The 18429-nt window shown below is 63.6% G+C and carries 12 protein-coding genes; 4 read left to right on the top strand and 8 right to left on the bottom strand.

The window, feature by feature from the left end; all coding sequences use genetic code 11:
• The first annotated feature begins 11 nt into the window (after positions 1-11).
• The 4 genes from ABD884_RS05875 to ABD884_RS05860 all read left to right on the top strand — a co-directional run bounded on the left by ABD884_RS05875 (position 12) and on the right by ABD884_RS05860 (position 5392).
• Positions 12-1196: a sensor histidine kinase gene (locus ABD884_RS05875; protein WP_345039826.1), complete on the top strand. Its 1185-nt coding sequence runs from the start codon at positions 12-14 to the stop codon at positions 1194-1196.
• A gap of 3 nt (positions 1197-1199) precedes the next feature.
• Complete coding sequence (locus ABD884_RS05870; protein ID WP_345039819.1) at positions 1200-1913, top strand: response regulator; 714 nt, start codon at positions 1200-1202, stop codon at positions 1911-1913.
• Positions 1914-2054: 141 nt separating this feature from the next.
• A complete protein-coding gene (locus ABD884_RS05865) occupies positions 2055-2831 on the top strand; it encodes an ABC transporter ATP-binding protein (RefSeq protein WP_345039811.1) in 777 nt (258 codons plus the stop codon).
• Positions 2832-2833: 2 nt separating this feature from the next.
• Positions 2834-5392, top strand: coding sequence for an ABC transporter permease (locus ABD884_RS05860; RefSeq protein ID WP_345039803.1), 2559 nt, complete (start codon positions 2834-2836; stop codon positions 5390-5392).
• Between the two features lie 194 nt (positions 5393-5586).
• Here ABD884_RS05860 and metG read toward each other — a convergent pair whose 3' ends face one another.
• The 8 genes from metG to ilvD form a co-directional block, all read right to left on the bottom strand.
• Positions 5587-7146 carry a methionine--tRNA ligase gene (gene metG / locus ABD884_RS05855; protein WP_345039796.1) on the bottom strand — a complete coding sequence of 520 codons (1560 nt, stop codon included), beginning with the start codon at positions 7144-7146 and terminating at the stop codon, positions 5587-5589.
• A gap of 77 nt (positions 7147-7223) precedes the next feature.
• Positions 7224-7979, bottom strand: a complete 756-nt coding sequence (locus ABD884_RS05850) for an ABC transporter ATP-binding protein (protein ID WP_345039789.1) — start codon at positions 7977-7979, stop codon at positions 7224-7226.
• Positions 7976-10780 (bottom strand): ABC transporter permease, encoded by a 2805-nt coding sequence (locus ABD884_RS05845; protein WP_345039784.1) that lies wholly within the window; start codon positions 10778-10780, stop codon positions 7976-7978. The genes ABD884_RS05850 and ABD884_RS05845 overlap by 4 nt, the downstream gene beginning before the upstream one ends.
• 210 nt (positions 10781-10990) lie before the next feature.
• Positions 10991-12586 (bottom strand): phosphoglycerate dehydrogenase, encoded by a 1596-nt coding sequence (serA, locus tag ABD884_RS05840; protein WP_028264677.1) that lies wholly within the window; start codon positions 12584-12586, stop codon positions 10991-10993.
• 184 nt (positions 12587-12770) lie between these two features.
• Entirely contained in the window at positions 12771-13829 is a 1059-nt protein-coding gene (gene ilvC, locus ABD884_RS05835; protein ID WP_345054596.1) for a ketol-acid reductoisomerase, read from the bottom strand.
• A 49-nt stretch (positions 13830-13878) separates the two neighbouring features.
• Positions 13879-14391 (bottom strand): acetolactate synthase small subunit, encoded by a 513-nt coding sequence (ilvN, locus tag ABD884_RS05830; protein WP_028264679.1) that lies wholly within the window; start codon positions 14389-14391, stop codon positions 13879-13881.
• Positions 14392-14393: 2 nt separating this feature from the next.
• The gene (locus ABD884_RS05825) at positions 14394-16295 is read right to left on the bottom strand and encodes an acetolactate synthase large subunit (RefSeq protein ID WP_345039745.1); all 1902 of its coding nucleotides are present in this window, start codon (positions 16293-16295) and stop codon (positions 14394-14396) included.
• A 398-nt stretch (positions 16296-16693) separates the two neighbouring features.
• Complete coding sequence (gene ilvD, locus ABD884_RS05820; RefSeq protein ID WP_345039737.1) at positions 16694-18415, bottom strand: dihydroxy-acid dehydratase; 1722 nt, start codon at positions 18413-18415, stop codon at positions 16694-16696.
• Positions 18416-18429: the final 14 nt, after the last annotated feature.

Below are 18429 nucleotides of genomic sequence, written 5' to 3'. Positions count from 1 at the left end.
AGAGTTCTTGAGTGGACAAACGGCATGCGATATACAACTGGTTCCGGAGCAATCCCTTCAAGGTGGATCTGGCCATGACGCTGCTGCTTTTGGTGCTCTTCGCTTCGATCCATCTTCTCGCCGGTCAATCAGGAATGTTCCTGGTTTCCTGCTCACTCATTCTGCCCCTCGCGTGGCGGCGCGTCCGCCCGGTGTATGCGGCCGCCGTCGTGGTTCTCGTCTGCCTCATCCAATGGGCGCTGGCCATGCAGCCCGTCACCGGACAAATTGCCGTGCCACTCGTCATCTATGCGACTGCCGCCTACGGCCCCACTTGGGCGAGCCGCGCGGTTTTGGGCCTGGGACTCGTGGGCAGCGTCATGCTGACCACCCGCTTGTACTCGAACACCCCCGAGATCGGGATCCTCGACCTGACCATCGGTGCCCTCTATACGGTGCTGTTCTCGCTCTTGGTCCTGGTCAGTTGGACGATCGGCGATCTCACCAGGGTCCGCAGGCTTCAGCTTCAAGCGCTCGAAGACCGCGCCCGCCGCCTCGAGATCGAGCATCAACAGGAGCGCCAACTGGCTGCAGCCGACGAGCGATCGCACATCGCTCGGGAAATGCACGACATCGTGGCCCATTCGCTTTCGGTCATCATCACCCAGGCCGACGGTGCCCGCTACGCCGCAGCCGCCAATCCAGCCGTTGCCACGGATGCCCTCGCCACCATTGCCGCCACGGGCCGCGGTTCCCTCGGCGAAATGCGCCGGCTGCTGGGCGTGCTCCGCTCCGACGAGGCTTCCCCCACTCGTCCGCAGCCGGGGCTCGGGGATCTCGACGAGCTGCTCCTCGGATTCCGTGCCGCTGGCCTGCAATTCTCCTTCGAACAAAGCGGCACACCGCGGCGCCACTTGCCGCCGGGCGCCGAACTCACCGCCTACCGGGTGGTGCAGGAAGCGCTGACCAACGTCATCAAACACGCCGGGCCCCGGACCTGCGCCATAACATCCCTGGAATGGCAGTCGCGCGGGCTTCACATCGATGTGCACGACGACGGCAGAGGCGCCGCCGCCGAACCGCCCCAGGGCGGCGGCGGGAAGGGATTGCTCGGCATGGCCGAGCGCATCTCCCTTTACGATGGTTCCTTGACGGCCGGCCCGGCCACGGGCGGCGGCTTCCACCTTTCCGCTTTCATCCCTTACTCGGAGGCCTAAGACATGCCGACAGAGCACCTTCCCATCCGAGTGGCACTTGTTGACGATCAACAATTGGTGCGCTCCGGTTTCGGAATGCTCATCAATTCGCAGACGGATCTGCAAGTGGTTGCCGAAGCAGGCAACGGTATTGAAGCCGTCCAGGCCCTCTCAGCCACGAGCGCCGACGTCGTCCTCATGGACGTGCGCATGCCGGGAATGGACGGCATCGAAGCCACGCGCCGGATTCTGGAGCATGCGGCGGCCCAGCCCGACGGATCCCGGCGCCGAGATATCAAGATCGTGGTCTTGACCACCTTCGATCTCGACGAATACGCCTTGGCCGCCATCCAGGCAGGGGCCAGCGGCTTCCTGCTCAAGGACGCGCCGCCGGAGGAACTCCTGGAGGCCATCCGCACCGTACACCGCGGTGACGCCGTCATTGCTCCTTCCACGACACGCAGGCTCCTGGACCACGTTGCGCCGATGTTATGCGCCCAGACACCGGAGCAGGAAGCGCATGCGTCTGCGGTCGAACGCCTCACCGCCCGCGAGCGCGAAGTGTTCGAGCTCATCGCGCAGGGTCACTCGAACCCCGAGATCGCTGCGTGCCTCTTCCTGTCCGAGGCCACCGTGAAGACCCACGTCGGCCGTATCCTCGCCAAGCTTGGCGCGCGGGACCGGGTGCAAATCGTGGTGATCGCGTACGAGACCGGGGTGGTCTCACCCGGGAATTGAGCCTCGTCTAGACGGACTTCGTACCGACGGCGCTCGTACTAACGGGGGGCTTCCGGCTCAGACCACGGGATGAGCCGAGCCTGCCGATAATCGCCCCGCAGCCTGATCCGGATGCCCTTGCCGCAGAAATAGCGTGGAAGCATGACAACTTTCGCGCTGCCCCCCCGAAACTCCGGCCCCGAGGCGTTCCCCGCGGCCCCCGCCGTCGAAGCCTTCAACCTCTCGAAAGGCTATGGCCAGGCAGATACCCGAATCACGGCCCTGGACAATGTCAGCGTCAGCTTCCAAGCGGGACACTTCACCGCGATCATGGGACCCTCCGGTTCAGGCAAATCCACGCTCATGCACTGCCTCGCCGGACTGGACACCGCGGATTCCGGCAGGATCGTGCTGGGCGGTACCGACATCACGGCGCTCCACGACCGGCAGCTGACCGTTTTGCGCCGCGAACGCATCGGCTTCGTGTTTCAAGCCTTCAACCTGGTTCCGACGCTCAGCGCCCAACAGAACATAGAACTGCCACTGGCACTTGCAGGAACCACTGCAGACGCGAAGTGGTTCGACTACGTTGTGGGCACCCTCGGACTGAAGGACCGGCTCACGCACCGCCCGCATGAGCTGTCCGGCGGGCAGCAACAAAGGGTCGCCGTGGCACGCGCCTTGCTGACCCGTCCCGACGTCGTCTTCGGCGATGAGCCGACAGGCAATCTGGACTCAAGAACCGGTGGTGAAGTCCTGGCACTCCTACGCCGCAGCAGCAAAGAACTGGGCCAGACCATCATCATGGTGACGCACGACCCCGTAGCAGCAAGCTATGCGGACCGGGTAGTGCTGATGAGCGACGGCGGACTGGTGGGCGAGCTCCCCAATCCCACCGCAGAGTCCGTGCTTGTTGCCCTTGGCAAGCTGGGGGCCTGAGCATGCTTCGCGTTGCCCTGTCCCACTTGTCCACACATTTCAGCCGGTTCGTCGCGATCGGACTGGCCGTGATGCTGTCCGTTGCTTTCCTGTCCTCCACCCTCATGGTCGGAGCCAGCACGCAGGCGACGCTCGCCGCGAGCCTTGGCGAGGCGTATAGCAAAGCCGATCTCATCGTGAATGCAGGGCCATCCGGTTCCCTGCGGCAGGAGGCTGTTGATGCCGCCGCGTCGGCCCCGGCGGTCAAGGACAGCTATGCCGAGCGCTCCGCGACCGTCATGTTCACCGCTGCAGGTGAGGGGCAATACGGCAAGATCCGAAGCCTTGCTCCGGCTATTATGGAACCGTCTGTCTTGTCCAGCGGCGCCTACCCCACTTCGGCAAACGAAGCCGCCGTGGACGTTAAGACTGCTAATCGATTTGGCCTCCATGCAGGCAGCCTCCTGGAGCTCCAGGGCCCTGACACCGGTCAGGCCGGCGGCGCGCCGTCCAGCGCGGCGCAGTCCGGGGCTAAGCCACGGACCGCGGTCAAGATCACCGGCCTGATCCAGCCCAGCAACGATCCCTTTTCAGCAGGCTCTCCGCAGTTGGTGGCGACTCCCGGCACGGTGGTTGCCCTGGGCGACACGGGCGCGGGCTACTCCAGGCTCCAGCTCACACTCAAGCCGGGCCAGGACACAGCGGAGGCCAAGGACTACATCGGCCGACGCCTGGATGCGGCCGGCGTCGAGGGCGCTACTGTGCAGACCGTGCAGGAAAAGGTGACTGCCAGCGTGGCGCAAATGACCGGAGGCCAAGACCTGCTCACGACGGCACTACTGGCTTTCGCAGGTGTGGCAATCCTCGTCGCCACCCTGGTGGTCGCCAATACCTTCTCGGTCCTCATTGCCCAGCGCACCCGGGAACTGGGGTTACTGCGCTGCCTTGGAGCCGGAAAGGCCCAGATCCGTTCATCCGTGCTGCTTGAGGCACTCCTGCTCGGATTCGCATCCTCCGTGCTGGGCGTGCTCGCCGGTACCGGGCTCATGGCCGCCCTCATCGCTTGGGCACGGACCACCCCGGACAAGGCCTTCGCCACCCTGGCTGTCCCGCCGTCGGCAATCATCGCCGGGCTGGTGGCCGGAACCGTCCTGACTGTCGTCGCGGCGATGGTCCCTGCCAAAGCCGCGACCGCCGTCGCGCCCTTGGTCGCGTTGCGGCCCGCCGGGGACGCAACCGTCAATAACAGGCGGGGCCGGCTGCGGTTGTGGTTCGGTTTGGCCGCACTGGCCGTTGGGGCGCCAAGCCTGGTCCTGGGCGCGATGGCCAACATGCTCCCTCTCGCGATGTTGGCTGGAACACTGTCATTCCTCGGCGTGCTGCTGTGCGCCAGCCTGTTCGTCCCGCCCTTGGTGGCAGTGGCCGGACGGCTCGCTGCGCCCGCCGGCGTTCCGGGAAATCTCGCGGCCGTCAACGCAGTCCGCAACCCGGGGCGGACCTCGGCCACAGCTGCCGCCCTCCTGATCGGCGTCACGCTCGTGACCCTCATGATGACGGGGGCAGCGACGGCCCGCCAGGCCTTCAACACGTTACTCGCCGAGAACTACCCTGTGGACATGACAGTGAACCTGGGCGGTGGCGGGTCGAGCGGTGGCAGTTCAGCGCCAGCGCCCGGCAAATCAAACGACCCTGGGGCCGCGGTCGAAAAGGTCAAAGCGATCAGCGGCGTCGAGGCTGCCGTGCTGTTGCGTCCTGTGGGAAGTATCCCCGGGACCGGAAGCCCAACGGATGCCCGGACCGTCTACGCCATCTCCTCCGATGACGCTGCACGGATTCTGCGTGACAAGGAACTGCGACCCGCGCCGGGTTCTGTGTACCTCCCGGCTGGATCGAAGACAGGAAAGACGACGATTTCCACCCAGGGCGGCACGCTCACCCTTGACTCGGTCGTGCTGCGGAGCATGCACATCGAGCCCTTGGTGGACAGCGCAGATGGGGCAAAGCTGCCAGCTGGTGAAATTCCGGCGGGGAACAGCACGGTGTGGCTCAAGCTGGGCGACAATCTGGACGCGGACCAGTTACAGGGCATCCGAAAGCACGTTGCGGCGGCATTCGGCGTGCCGGACGCACATGTGAGCGGAGCTGCCCTGGAACGCGTGACGTTCAACAGCATCATCGACGTCATGCTGCTGGTGGTCACTGGACTGCTGGGAGTCGCGGTCGTCATCGCTCTGATCGGTGTCGCCAACACGCTGTCCCTCTCCGTTTTGGAAAGGACCCGTGAGAACTCACTCCTCCGGGCACTCGGCCTGACCAAGGGGCAACTGCGCGGCATGCTGGCGATCGAGGCGGTCCTGGTGGCAGGCGTCGCAGCTGTGATGGGCACATCGCTCGGGGTGGTTTACGGATGGCTGGGCGCCAAAGCTGCCCTCGGCCCCATGGGGGAGGTGGTTCCGGTAGTGCCGTGGCTGCAGTTGCTGGGCGTATTCGCCGTGGCAGTGGTGGCAGGGCTCCTCGCCTCCGTGCTGCCGGCCCGGCGCGCCGCAAGGCTGTCGCCTGTGCAAGGCTTGGCAACGGCGTAGGCCGGCAGCCCTCCACCGACGCTCGCTCTTTTTTGCGGCACTTTCTTTCGATCCTCACTCACATACGGGCGGGAAACGACAAACGCTCCTTCAGATCGGCCGGACTGACCGGACGCATCTGAAGGAGCGTTTGCGTTACGCATGGCGTAAGTGAGCGAGCGTCCGCCCAAAACGCGGCGTAAGTGAGCGAGCGTCTAGGACTCGGCGGGCTCCTCGTAACGCGGGAAGATCGGAGCCGGGGCCGGGAGTTCGGTACCGGCGACGATCGGAGTGGCGATAGCCGCGAACTGGCGGGCCTCGCCTTCCGGCTGTCCCAGCACCTCGAGCAACTTGGCCGCCGACGTCGGCATGACCGGCTGGGCGAGAATCGCCACAATACGGACAACCTCCAGCGTGACGTACAGAACCGTGTTCATGCGCTCGACGTCGGTCTTGCGCAGTACCCACGGTGCCTGCTCGGCGAAGTACGCATTGGTGTCACCCAGCACGGCCCAGATGGCCTCGAGGGCGCGACTGAATTCCTGCTTCTCGAACGCGGCGCGGGCCACCTCCAGCAATCCACCGGCTTGTGCCAGCAGTGCGGAGTCCTCGGCCGAAAATTCGCCGGGTACCGGAACCTTGCCTTCGCAATTCTTGGCCACCATCGACAGCGAACGCTGCGCGAGGTTGCCGAAGTTGTTGGCCAGATCGGCGTTCATGCGGCCCACGATGGCCTCATGGTTGTAGCTTCCGTCCGCACCGAAGGGCACTTCGCGGAGGAAGAAGAATCGAACCTGGTCCAGCCCGTACTGCTCCACGAAATCCTTGGGGGCAACCACGTTGCCGAGGGACTTGGACATCTTGACGCCATTGTTCGTCAGGAAGCCGTGGATCATGACCCGCTTGGGCAATTCCAGGCCTGCGCTCATCAGGAAGGCAGGCCAGAAGATCGCGTGGAATCGGGAGATGTCCTTGCCAATGATGTGGACGTCTGCCGGCCAGAACTTACGGAACGCCTCCGATCCGGCATCCGGGTAACCGACCCCGGTCAGGTAATTGGTCAGGGCATCAACCCACACGTACATGACGTGCTTGTCGTTCCCTGGTACCGGGACACCCCAGTCGAAAGTCGTCCGGCTGATGGACAAGTCCTGCAGACCTTGTTTGACGAAGCTGATGACCTCGTTGAAGCGGTATTGCGGGGCGCCGAATTCCGGCTGCTCCTCGTATAGAGCCAGCAACTTGTCCTGGTAAGCGGACAAGCGGAAAAAGTAGCTCTCCTCCGCGGTCCACGTCACTTCGGTGTCCGTACCGAGGGAGTAGCGGACGCCGTCGTCCTTCAGGACCGTTTCGTCCTCGGTGTAGTAGGCCTCGTCGCGGACCGAGTACCAGCCCTCGTACTTGGAGAGGTAGATGTCGCCCCTGGCTTCCATCTTCTTCCAGATGGCTTGGGAGGCAGCATAGTGATCTGCGTCGGTGGTGCGGATGAATCGGTCGTACGAAATGCCCAGGGCAGCGTGGGCGGCCTTGTAGATTTCGGCATTCCGATCCACGAGCTCCTTGGGAGTGATCCCTTCCTTCTCCGCCGCCTGGGCAATCTTCATGCCGTGTTCGTCCGTGCCGGTCAGGAACATCACGTCGTAGCCGTCGAGTCGCTTGAAGCGGGCCATCGCGTCGGTGGCGATGTACTCGTACGCATGCCCGATGTGCGGCACGCCGTTCGGGTACGTGATGGCGGTGGTGATGTAGAACGGGGGTTTATCTGGAGACGTCACTCTACGAAGTTACCTTCTCTTGGAGATGGAAAGACCGGACCGGCCGCATGTGACGGCCGGGCCGGAGGCATTGGCTACTAGTTCAATTCAGTCAGCGTATCGCTGAGCCTCACAAGCTCGTGGTCGTGGGAAGCCACCAGCACGGCAATTCCGTCGTTAGTGGTGTCTTTCAGGATGCTGATAATGCGGTTGGCCGAAGTACGGTCCAAGCTGGCAGTGGGCTCGTCGACCACGAGGACCCGGGTGCCGAGGATCAGGGCCCGGGCGATGGCGACCCGCTGGCGTTCACCGCCGGAAAGCTGCGCCGGACGGTGGCGCATGCGCCGGCCCAGCCCCACCAAGTCCAGCAAGTCCTTGGCCATTTCGGTACGTTGTTCCACTTCGCCGTCGGGGACGGCCGGCAACAGCACGTTCTCCAACGCGCTCATGCCGTCGATCAAGGCGCCGCCCTGGTCCACATACCCGATCAGTGCACGGCGGCGGTCGGCGATTTCGTCGTCGCCCATCTTCTCCAGGGAGTCGCCTTCCCAAAGGACCCGGCCCGACGTCGGAAGCGTGAGTCCCGCGCCCACTGTCAGGATGCTGGTCTTGCCGGATCCGCTGCGCCCGGCGACGCAGTGCATCTCACCGGCGTGCAGCGTGAGGTTGAAGTCCTCGACGACGCTGACCGGCTCGGCACCGCCCTTGTCCCCGCCATAGCGGATGGTGATATTACTCAGCTGCAACGGCGTGGCGTGGTCCGCAGCCTTGACGATCGTGTTGGCGCGGGTCTGGAACGACTCGTCGGTGGATTCCGTGGTCGCGGTCAGATCGGGATGGAGATTGTCAGTCATTTGACCACTTTCGTTGCAATGGGAATCCAGCAAAGTACAGCCAACAATCCGGCCAAGGCAGCCCAGAGTGCGGCATAGGGTGCGAGCAGCAAGCCAAGGCCCAGCGCTCCCAGGACGCCCAGGACCAGGGCCGCACTCCCGACCAACGCATTTTCGAAGAAGCGGACCTGGCCTAGCATGTCCGGGTTCCAGCCCATGGCCTTGAGCGTGCCGAGCTGTTCGCGCTTGGCCCTGAGTTCGAACCGTCCTGTGACCAAGGTCAGCACCAGGCCCACCAGCACCCCGCAGACTCCCAAGATGAGGCTTGGCAGTGCAACGGTGGCCGAGGCCAGGCCACTGAGGGCACTGGCTCCTGCCGCCCGTGGAATGTCGATGAGCAACGCGATCAGGGCACCAACGGCCGCTCCGAAGACGCCAACTGCCACGGCCAGCGCCACCGAGTTGAAGCGGTTGGTGACCAGCTGGCGGTACGCGAACGTGAGCGGCGAATCCACGGCAATGAGTCGTTCGTCGTGTTGCGGTTCCTGGTCCACGACGTCGCGGTGCCGCAATTGCTGGGCGGCGAAGAAGGCGGCAGCGAAGTAGATGAGCAACACGGACGCCGAAACAATCACCGTGGCAAGGTTCCAGCTCAAAAGACTCAGCGCAATGCCTGCCACGGCAAGGATTCCGGCACCGATGCCGAATTCTTCAAGCACCCAGCGCCGAACCCTCTTTTGGGTCCACCCCATGGCCCGCAGGATCCCGGCTTCACTGCGTCGCTGACGAATATAGCTGACCGTGGAAGCTCCTGTGAGGAGCGTGGCCCCGCACAGGGTCAGGAAGAGGAGGGTGATGTTGGTGCTCGTCAGGGAGCCGGAGACTGCATCGGCCGCATCCTGACGGACCCACGACTGCGCGACGGTCCCCAGCGGGGACTCCTTGCCAGCGTCGTCCTTGGAGTATCCGGGAACGAAGATGTTGGCGTCTTCGCGCGCGGACCCGGCCACGACAGTGGCTTCGAGTCCCATGTCGCGGATCTGGGCGGCGAGTTTGTCGACCTCCGGCTGGGTCTGCTTCCAGTTGCCGGGCGCACTGGCCCGGACCCGCACGGCATCGATCACATTGGCGTTGGAATCATAACCGCGCGCTGCGGCTAGACCATAGTAGTCCGTAATGGCACCTGCAGACTGGCTCACCAAACCCGTGGCGCTCAGCGAGGGCTTGAGAGTGTTGGCTGCGGTGGCGTTGCCTGCGGCGTCCTTCTCAAGCGTCATCGGGGCGGGGTCGTAACCGCCCAACGGCAGCTTGTTGACATCCCCGGCCGTTTTTTGGATCGCGGCCGGATCAAACGTCCCATAGACCATCGGCAACGGCGTAGCAGGCTTGGATCCCGTGGAAAGGTTCTCACGGTACGAACGCTCGTCGACAGGCTTGCGCTGGGTCTGGTCAACGATCGCCCCGAAGGCCGACTTCTCGGGCAGCTTATTGACGGTCACCCAATCCCCCGGCGTGGCCGACTTGCCGACGGCACCATTCGCAGAAGTTTCGCCGGCTTGGTACTTGGGCGCGGCAGCGAAGTCCGTGCTCCACTGGGCCGGCTGGTACAGGCCCTGGCCGAAGTTGCCCGTGTTGCCAAGCAACTGGCTGTGGTCCGTGGATCCGGGCCACTCCAGGGCGAACGGCGACTTTGACACGAAGGGCAGGTAGTCCTTGTCCAAGGAACGCGAGACAGTGCCGACGTCGTTGACGACCTTGCCCGAATCATCGATTTCTTGGATCTTGACCGAGTATTTCAGGTCCAGCGAGGTACCCTGCCGCACGATCAAGGGGATGGCCTGCGAGGCGTCCGTGATCTGGCCGGAGCGCTTGGCCTGCTGGTACTGGGTCATGAGGGGAGCCCAGTATTTGAGCTTGACGCCAAGGAAGTCCGGGCCCTGCTCGAGCTCCTGCTGCGTGGGGCTCTTGGCGAAAAGCTGTTCGAAGTAGCGGCCGATCGCCCCCGCGTTGCGGGTGTCGGCAGGCGGCGCCTTTTGCAACGGCGCCAGGAAGTCTCCGGCTGAGCCCAGGAGCGCGCGTTCAGCCGTGGGGTCGACGGCGACGACGGATTCCGTAACCTGGGGGGCCATCGGCAGGGCCACGGAAAGGTTGAAGAGATTGTGCTCCGAGCCGCCGGCGGGTGCGGGGAACTTAATGCCGGTCTCACCTGCCGGGCCGGCAATGCGGATGCTCTTGCCCCCGGCAGTCTGCTGCTCTACGACCTGCGCCTTGCCCAGCGTGCCTTCAGCGCTGGTCTGGAACAGGGTTTGCTGGGACACTCCGTCGGAGCTCACGGCAGTGGCCGTCAAACGGTACTTCTTGGGCTGCGCGGAAAGCACGGATTCCGGAGCGGGCCACTTCGTGGCGTCAGTTCCAGTGGGGTCCCCTGCGGTGGCACCCCCAGCCAGGCCGGCGTTGTAGCCGAGGTAATCCATAGCATCAAGCCGCGGCGTCTCCAGGTTTTGCGTCACCCTGGACACAAGGCTGATGGGCGCCGCAACGGACGTGCCGTTCAGCCCGCGGATATTCTCGAGTTGCTGGAAGCTGATGCCGCCCTGGCCGTTGGCGATGTCCGGCTGGATGAGTGCCCCGCCGTCTTTGGAATTCGCGGATTTGGCCTGGACCAGGATGTCGTACAGGCCCCGTGAGTTCTCGTCCACCGTCCGGTTCAACGCGGCCTGCGACTGGCTCTGAATGAAAACGGACAAGCACATGGCGACGATCAAAATGGCCGCGGTCAGCAGCAGCACGCGGCTTCTGATGAACCTCTGGACGGCGTTCATAGGGCTCCCTGAGTCCTGGATTGCGGGCGTGCACGCTGCTCTCCCTGGAACCATGCCGAGGCAAGAGGGATCCATCGGGTACGTGCAAAAATTATTGGCCGGCCTGCCGCCGGATCCGAATTTCGGACCAAGCCATTGTAGGCAGACCGGCCAATAATATGTGGCCGATGTGAACTGCGGCACACAAAGCTAGCTCAAACGGTTCGGATCCTAGTCCTCCAGGTCCACTTCGCGAACCATGTCCGCGCCGATACCGGCCTTGATTGCTTCAAGGACCTGCTGCGGCACCGAGCTATCGATCGTCAGCAGCGCAAGGACCTGCCCGCCTTCGCTCTGGCGGGCCACCTGCATGCCACCGATATTGATGTTGTTCATGCCCAGGATGTGGCCGATGGTGCCGATGACACCAGGACGGTCCGCGTAGGAAACAACCACCAGGTGCTCGCTGATCGGGATCTCGACGTCGTAGCCATTGACGCCGACCAGCTTCTGGACCTGCTTGGGGCCGGTGAGGGTGCCGGCGACGGAAATCTGGGAGCCGTCGCTGAGCGCCCCGCGGATGGTCAGGACGTTGCGGTAGTCCTCGGCTTCCGACGTCGTGATCAGTCGGGTGTTGATGCCGCGCTGCTCGGCGATGACGGGTGCGTTGACATAGGAGACCTGCTCGGTCACGACGTCGGCAAACACACCCTTGAGCGCGGCAAGCTCAAGGACCTTCACATCGAGGCTGGCGATTTCGCCCGCGACCTCGACGTCGATCTGCGTCAGGGATGCATGGGTCAGGGCCGTGAAGATCCGCCCGAGCTTCTCGATCAGCGGGATTCCGGGACGCACGTCGGAAGCGATCACGCCACCGGCAACGTTGACTGCATCCGGCACGAGTTCACCGGCGAGGGCGAGTCGCACGGACTTCGCCACGGAGACGCCGGCCTTTTCCTGGGCCTCATCCGTGGACGCGCCCAGGTGGGGCGTCACGATGACGTTGTCCATGCCGAAGAACGGGAGGTCGGTGCTCGGCTCCTTGACGAAGACATCGATGCCGGCTCCGGCGATCTGACCGTCTTCCAGGGCCTCGTGAAGCGCTTCCTCGTCGATCAGGCCACCACGGGCAACATTGACCACGTAGGCCGTCTCCTTCATCTTCTTGAAGGCATCCGCGCCCAGCATCCCGACGGTTTCCGGGGTCTTGGGCATGTGGATCGTAATGAAGTCCGACCTCTCCAGCAGCTCATCGAGGGTGACAAGCTTGACGCCGAGCTGCGCCGCACGTGCGGAGGTGATGTAAGGGTCGTACGCGAGGATCTCCGTCTCGAAGCCCTGCAGGCGTGCGGCCACAAGGGCGCCGATGCGTCCCAGGCCGATGATGCCGATCTTCTTTTCGAAGAGTTCGATACCCGTGTACTTGGACCGCTTCCACTCGCCGCCCTTGAGGGCGGAACTGGCCTGCGGGATGTGGCGTGCAAGGCTGAGGATGTGCCCTACCGTGAGTTCGGCCGCGGACACGATGTTCGACGTTGGAGCGTTGACCACCATGACTCCAGCCTGGGTGGCGGCCTTGATGTCCACGTTGTCCAGGCCGACGCCGGCACGCGCGATGATCTTAAGGTTCTTGGCTGCGGCAATGGCCTCGGCGTCCACCTGGGTGGCGGAGCGCACGAGGATGGCGTCGACGTCGACGATTGCGGAGAGCAGCTGGGAGCGGTCCGCGCCGTCGGTCTGGCGGATCTCGAAGTCCGGACCAAGGGCCTCGATCGTGGCGGGGGAAAGTTCCTCAGCGAGGAGTACTACTGGCTTGGTGCTTGTCACCGGTGACCTCTTTAGCTCTCTTTTTCAGGTGGGGTTTTGGTGAAACGATTCTTTGACGACGAAGGCCGGACCCGGTATACCGGGTCCGGCCTCCATGCCGGGCGGCTTCATTCCGAGCCTATCCCGAACGGCGTTCTGTGTTGAATTGCTACGGCTCCTGCCGCGGCTTCAACGGTTGACTTGATTAGCGGGCTGCAGAGCCTTCGACGTAGTCCTCGTCCTGCTGCTGCCAGGAGAACAGCGAACGCAGCTCGCGGCCAACGCCCTCGATCGGGTGCTGCTCAGCCTTGGCACGCAGCGCCTTGAATTCGACGGCACCGTTGTCCTGGTCGTCGATGAAGCGCTTGGCGAAAGCGCCGGACTGGATGTCGGCGAGGACGCCGGCCATGTTTTCCTTGACGTGGGGGTCGATAACGCGCGGGCCGGAAACGTAGTCGCCGTACTCTGCGGTGTCGGAAACGCTCCAGCGCTGCTTGGCGATGCCGCCTTCCCACATAAGGTCAACGATGAGCTTGAGCTCGTGAAGCACCTCGAAGTAGGCGATCTCCGGCTGGTAGCCGGCTTCGGTCAGGGTCTCGAAGCCGTACTGAATCAGCTGGGAGACACCGCCGCAAAGGACGGCCTGCTCGCCGAAGAGGTCGGTTTCGGTCTCTTCGGTGAACGTGGTCTTGATGACGCCGGCGCGGGTGCCGCCGATTGCCTTCGCGTAGGACTTGGCCAGCTCCCAAGCGGAACCGGAAGCATCCTGCTCGACGGCGATGATGTCCGGGATGCCGCGGCCGGCTTCGAACTCGCGGCGCACGGTGTGGCCCGGAGCCTTCGGAGCGATCAGGATGACGTCAACGCCCTCGGGTGCCTTGATGTAGCCGAAGCGGATGTTGAAGCCGTGAGCGAAGGCAAGGGCCTTGCCGGCGGTCAGCTTGTCCTTGATGGAGTCGTTGTAGATCGCGCGCTGGTGCTGGTCCGGTGCCAGGATCATAATGACGTCGGCCCATTCGGCGGCGTCCGCGACGTTCTTGACCGTGAAGCCGGCGTCCTCGGCCTTGGCGATCGACTTCGAGCCTTCCTTAAGCGCGATGACAACCTCGACGCCGGAGTCGCGGAGGTTCAGTGCGTGGGCGTGGCCCTGGGAACCATAGCCGACAATGGCAACCTTGCGACCCTGGATGATCGACAGGTCAGCATCGTCGTCGTAGAACATTTCAGTCACTTGCGTAACTCCTCTTGAGTGGTTTTTGTAGATATTGTCTGTGGTTCGGTATCGGGCTACTACGCAGTACCTAGGACAACGCCTACGCGCTGCGTAAGGCCCTGTCACTCATGGAGCGGGATCCCCGCCCAACGGCCAAGGTGCCGGACTGCACTATTTCGCGGATGCCGAACGGCTCAAGCACTGAAAGCAGCGCTGCGAGCTTTTCCGGGGTACCGGTTGCCTCAATGACCACCGAGTCTGTGGAAACGTCTACCACTGAGGCACGGAACAAGTCTGCGGCTTGGGTGACCTGCAGGCGTGTCGCGGCATCCGCACGTACCTTGACCAGGATGTGGTCACGTTGCACGGAAGATTCTGAAGTCAGCTCGACAATCTTGATCACGTTGATCAATTTGTTGAGCTGTTTGGTGACCTGCTCGATAAGGTCGCCATCGGCGTCGACGACGACCGTCATCCGGGAAATCCCGGAGACCTCGGTGGGGCCGACAGCCAAGGAGTTGATGTTGAAGGCGCGCCGGGCGAAAAGGCTGGCCACGCGGGTCAGCACTCCGGGCTTGTCTTCGACCAGAACGGACAATGTGTGGCGGCTCATGGCTAGTCCTCCTCTTCCCATTCCGGGGTCATGTTGCGGGCAACCTGGATCTGGTCGTTGGAGACTCCGGACGGGACCATCGGCCACACCATGGAGTTCGGGCTGACCACGAAGTCGATGACCACCGGGCGGTCATTGATTTCCAGGGCCTTCTGGATGGTGGCGTCAATGTCCTCGTCCCGTTCGCAGCGGAACGCGGCGCAGCCGTACGCGTCTGCCAGCTTGACGAAGTCCGGGATACGGACGGTGTCGTGGCCGGTGTTCAGGTCGGTGTTGGAGTATCGGCCCTCATAGAAAAGGGTCTGCCACTGCCGCACCATGCCCAACGAAGAGTTGTTGATGATGGCCACCTTGATGGGAATCTTGTTGATGGCGCAGGTGGCAAGTTCCTGGTTGGTCATCTGGAAGCAGCCGTCGCCGTCGATCGCCCAGACCACGCGGTCGGGTTCCCCGACCTTGGCGCCCATGGCTGCCGGCACGGCATAGCCCATGGTGCCGGCGCCGCCGGAGTTGAGCCAGGCATGGGGACGCTCGTACTTGATAAATTGGGCGGCCCACATCTGGTGCTGGCCAACACCGGCAACGTAGATGCCTTCGGGGCCCGTGAGCGCCCCGATGCGCTCAATAACCCGCTGCGGAGCACTCAGCCCGTCTTCCGGTTCGGTCCAACCCAGTGGGTAGGTATCGCGGAGGTTGTTGAGGAACGCCCACCAGCTGTCGAGGTCCGGGGTGCCGGACTGTTCGAAAGCTGTCCTGACGGCCTCGCTGAGTTCCGGAATGATCTCCTTGACGGATCCCACGATCGGAACGTCGGCCAGGCGGTTCTTGGAGATCTCCGCAGGGTCGATGTCGGCGTGGATGATCTTGGCGTGCGGAGCGAAGGTACTGAGGACACCCGTCACCCGGTCATCGAAGCGCGCACCGAGGGTGATCAGCAGATCGGACTGCTGAAGTGCGGTGACCGCAGAGACCGTGCCGTGCATGCCCGGCATACCGACGTGCTGGGGATGGGAATCCGGGAACGCACCGCGGGCCATGAGGGTAGTGACCACGGGGGCGCCCGTGAGCTCTGCGAGTTCGCGGAGCTCGGCCGAAGCATGCGCCTTGACCACACCACCGCCTACGTAGAGCACAGGCTTGCTGGCCGCAGCGATCAGCCGGGCGGCCTCGCGCACCTGCTTGTTGTGGCCACGGAGCACCGGACGGTAGCCCGGCAGATCGATCTTGGGGGGCCATGAGAACGTCATGGTGCCCTGCTGGGCGTTCTTGGCGATGTCCACCAATACGGGACCGGGACGTCCGGTGCTTGCAAGGTGGAAAGCCTCGGCCATGACATGCGGAATATCGTTGGGATCAGTCACCAGGAAGGAGTGCTTGGTGATCGGCATGGTGATGCCGACGATGTCTGCTTCCTGGAAGGCATCCGTACCAATGACGGAGGCCGAGACCTGACCCGTAATGGCAACGATGGGCACGGAGTCCATGTGGGCATCCATGATGGCGGTAACGAGGTTGGTGGCACCGGGTCCCGAGGTGGCGATACAGACGCCAACCCGTCCGGTAACCATGGCATAGCCTTGGGCTGCGTGGCCGGCTCCCTGTTCGTGACGGACCAGGATGTGATTCATCTTGGAGGCCATCAAGGGGTCATAGGTGGGGAGGATCGCGCCACCGGGCAAACCAAAAATATCGTCCACGCCGAGTTCTTCGAGCGAGCGGACAATAGCTTCCGAGCCGGTCATCACCGTTGGGGGTACAACGTTGTTCGGCCCGAGTACAGGAGAGGGAGTTGCAGCATTGTCGACGACGGCGTCAGCCGGACGGTCGACCTTTTCCGGAGCTTTGGGGGCTCCAGCGGACTTTGCAGCCATCAGCGAGGGGCTGATCGGCGATCCTTTGCTCATCGGACTCTTCCTTTGGGGATCTTCAATTAGTGAAAGGTACTGCTTGGTACTGCGTTCATGCGGGTTGGTGCTTAGTGCGCTCTCCCCAGCGGGAAATAAAAAAACCCCTCAGCCTTGCGGCTCTTCGAGGGGTTGCGCGTGACGGTTCGTTACCAGTCGGGCTACAAGGCCACGCGCTTGGTAAGTACGACGACGCCGACAGTAACGAATGTGATCATGCGTTCAGTGTTCCCTCTGAGTGAGATTCGTGTCAATTGAGTAACACCCTATCTCACTATTTGGACATTAATGTCCGCCTGCCGGACCCTCCGCCCAACTAACTCGCAGCTGTTGTCGTTCTGAGGGCTCAAAACGACAACAAGTGCGAGTTAGTTGGGCAACGGGCGCTATCAGGATTGTTACCCGCAGTAGGCGCCCGTGGAGGCGCTGTGGACGAGTTTGGCGTATTTGGCGAGGACTCCCTTGGTGAACTTGGCCGGGAGGGGTTCCCAGCCGGTCTTGCGGGACTCGAGTTCGGCGTCGTCGACCAGGAGGTCGAAGGAGCGGGCGGCGATGTCCACGCGGATTTTGTCGCCGTCCTTGACGAAGGCGATGGGTCCGCCGTCGGCAGCTTCCGGCGCAACGTGGCCGATGCACAGGCCGGTGGTGCCGCCGGAGAAGCGGCCATCGGTGAGCAGGAGCACGTCCTTGCCCAGGCCCGCGCCCTTGATGGCGCCGGTGATGGCGAGCATCTCACGCATGCCCGGGCCGCCCTTGGGTCCTTCGTAGCGGATCACGACGACGTCCCCGGCCATGATCTGGCCCTTGTCCAGGGCGTCGAGGGCACCTTGTTCGCGTTCGAACACGCGGGCGGTGCCTTCGAAGACGTCGGCGTCGAAGCCTGCGCTCTTGACGACGGCGCCTTCCGGGGCCATGGAGCCGTGCAGGATGGTGATGCCGCCGGTCTTGTGGATCGGGTTGTCCAGGGCGCGCAGAATCTTGCCGTCCAGGTCCGGCGGGTTGATGGAAGCCAGGTTCTCCGCAAGGGTCTTGCCCGTGACGGTCAGGCAGTCCCCGTGCAGCAGCCCGGCGTCGAGCAGTGCCTTCATGATGACCGGCACGCCGCCGATCCTGTCGACATCGGTCATCACATAGCGGCCGAAGGGCTTGAGGTCGCCCAGGTGCGGGATCTTGTCGCCGATGCGGTTGAAGTCATCCAGGGTCAGTTCGACCTCGGCTTCGCGGGCGATCGCGAGCAGGTGCAGGACCGCGTTGGTGGACCCGCCGAAGGCCATCGTGACGGCGATGGCGTTCTCGAACGCCTTCTTGGTCATGATGTCCCTGGCGGTGATGCCGAGGCGGAGCAGGTTGACCACTGCCTCGCCGGACCTGCGGGCAAAATCATCACGACGGCGGTCTGCCGAGGGCGGGGCTGCAGAGCCCGGCAGGGACATGCCGAGCGCTTCGCCGATGCACGCCATGGTGTTGGCCGTGTACATGCCGCCGCAGGCACCCTCGCCCGGGCAAATGGCGCGTTCGATGCGGTCCAGGTCGCCCCTGCTCATCTTGCCGGCGGCGCACGCACCCACGGCTTCGAAGGCGTCAATGAGGGTGACTTCCTTCTCTGAGCCGTCCTCGAGCTTGACCCATCCGGGCATGATGGAACCGGCGTACAGGAAGACACTGGCCAGGTCCAGGCGGGCGGCAGCCATGAGCATGCCCGGAAGGGACTTGTCGCAACCGGCCAGCAAAACGGAGCCGTCGATGCGTTCGGCCTGCATGACGGTCTCGACGGAGTCGGCAATGACTTCGCGCGAAACCAGGGAGAAGTGCATGCCCTCGTGTCCCATGGAAATGCCGTCCGACACGGAAATAGTGCCGAACTGCATCGGAAACCCGCCGCCGGCGTGAACGCCTTCCTTGGCGCCCTGGGCGAGGCGGTTCAGCGAGAGGTTGCACGGCGTAATTTCGTTCCACGAACTCGCGACACCGATCTGGGGCTTGGCGAAGTCAGCATCGCCCATGCCTACGGCCCGGAACATGCCTCGCGCGGGAGCGGCATGAATGCCATCCGTTACCACCCGGCTACGTGGCTTGATGTCCGGCTGGCTGTCTGACGCAATGGGGGTGTGCTCACTCATGGGCACGAGTCTAT

Source organism: Arthrobacter methylotrophus (assembly GCF_039539965.1).
Taxonomy (GTDB): domain Bacteria; phylum Actinomycetota; class Actinomycetes; order Actinomycetales; family Micrococcaceae; genus Arthrobacter; species Arthrobacter methylotrophus.
This window is presented reverse-complemented; position numbering and strand designations above follow the sequence as displayed.

Coding starts and splice junctions, on each gene's coding strand:
- ABD884_RS05850 (WP_345039789.1), bottom strand. CDS start 7,979: ATGACTGACAATCTCCATCCCGATCTGACCGCGACCACGGAATCCACC.
- ilvN (WP_028264679.1), bottom strand. CDS start 14,391: ATGAGCCGCCACACATTGTCCGTTCTGGTCGAAGACAAGCCCGGAGTG.
- ilvD (WP_345039737.1), bottom strand. CDS start 18,415: ATGAGTGAGCACACCCCCATTGCGTCAGACAGCCAGCCGGACATCAAG.
- ABD884_RS05865 (WP_345039811.1), top strand. CDS start 2,055: ATGACAACTTTCGCGCTGCCCCCCCGAAACTCCGGCCCCGAGGCGTTC.
- ABD884_RS05870 (WP_345039819.1), top strand. CDS start 1,200: ATGCCGACAGAGCACCTTCCCATCCGAGTGGCACTTGTTGACGATCAA.
- ABD884_RS05860 (WP_345039803.1), top strand. CDS start 2,834: ATGCTTCGCGTTGCCCTGTCCCACTTGTCCACACATTTCAGCCGGTTC.
- ABD884_RS05845 (WP_345039784.1), bottom strand. CDS start 10,780: ATGAACGCCGTCCAGAGGTTCATCAGAAGCCGCGTGCTGCTGCTGACC.
- ABD884_RS05825 (WP_345039745.1), bottom strand. CDS start 16,295: ATGAGCAAAGGATCGCCGATCAGCCCCTCGCTGATGGCTGCAAAGTCC.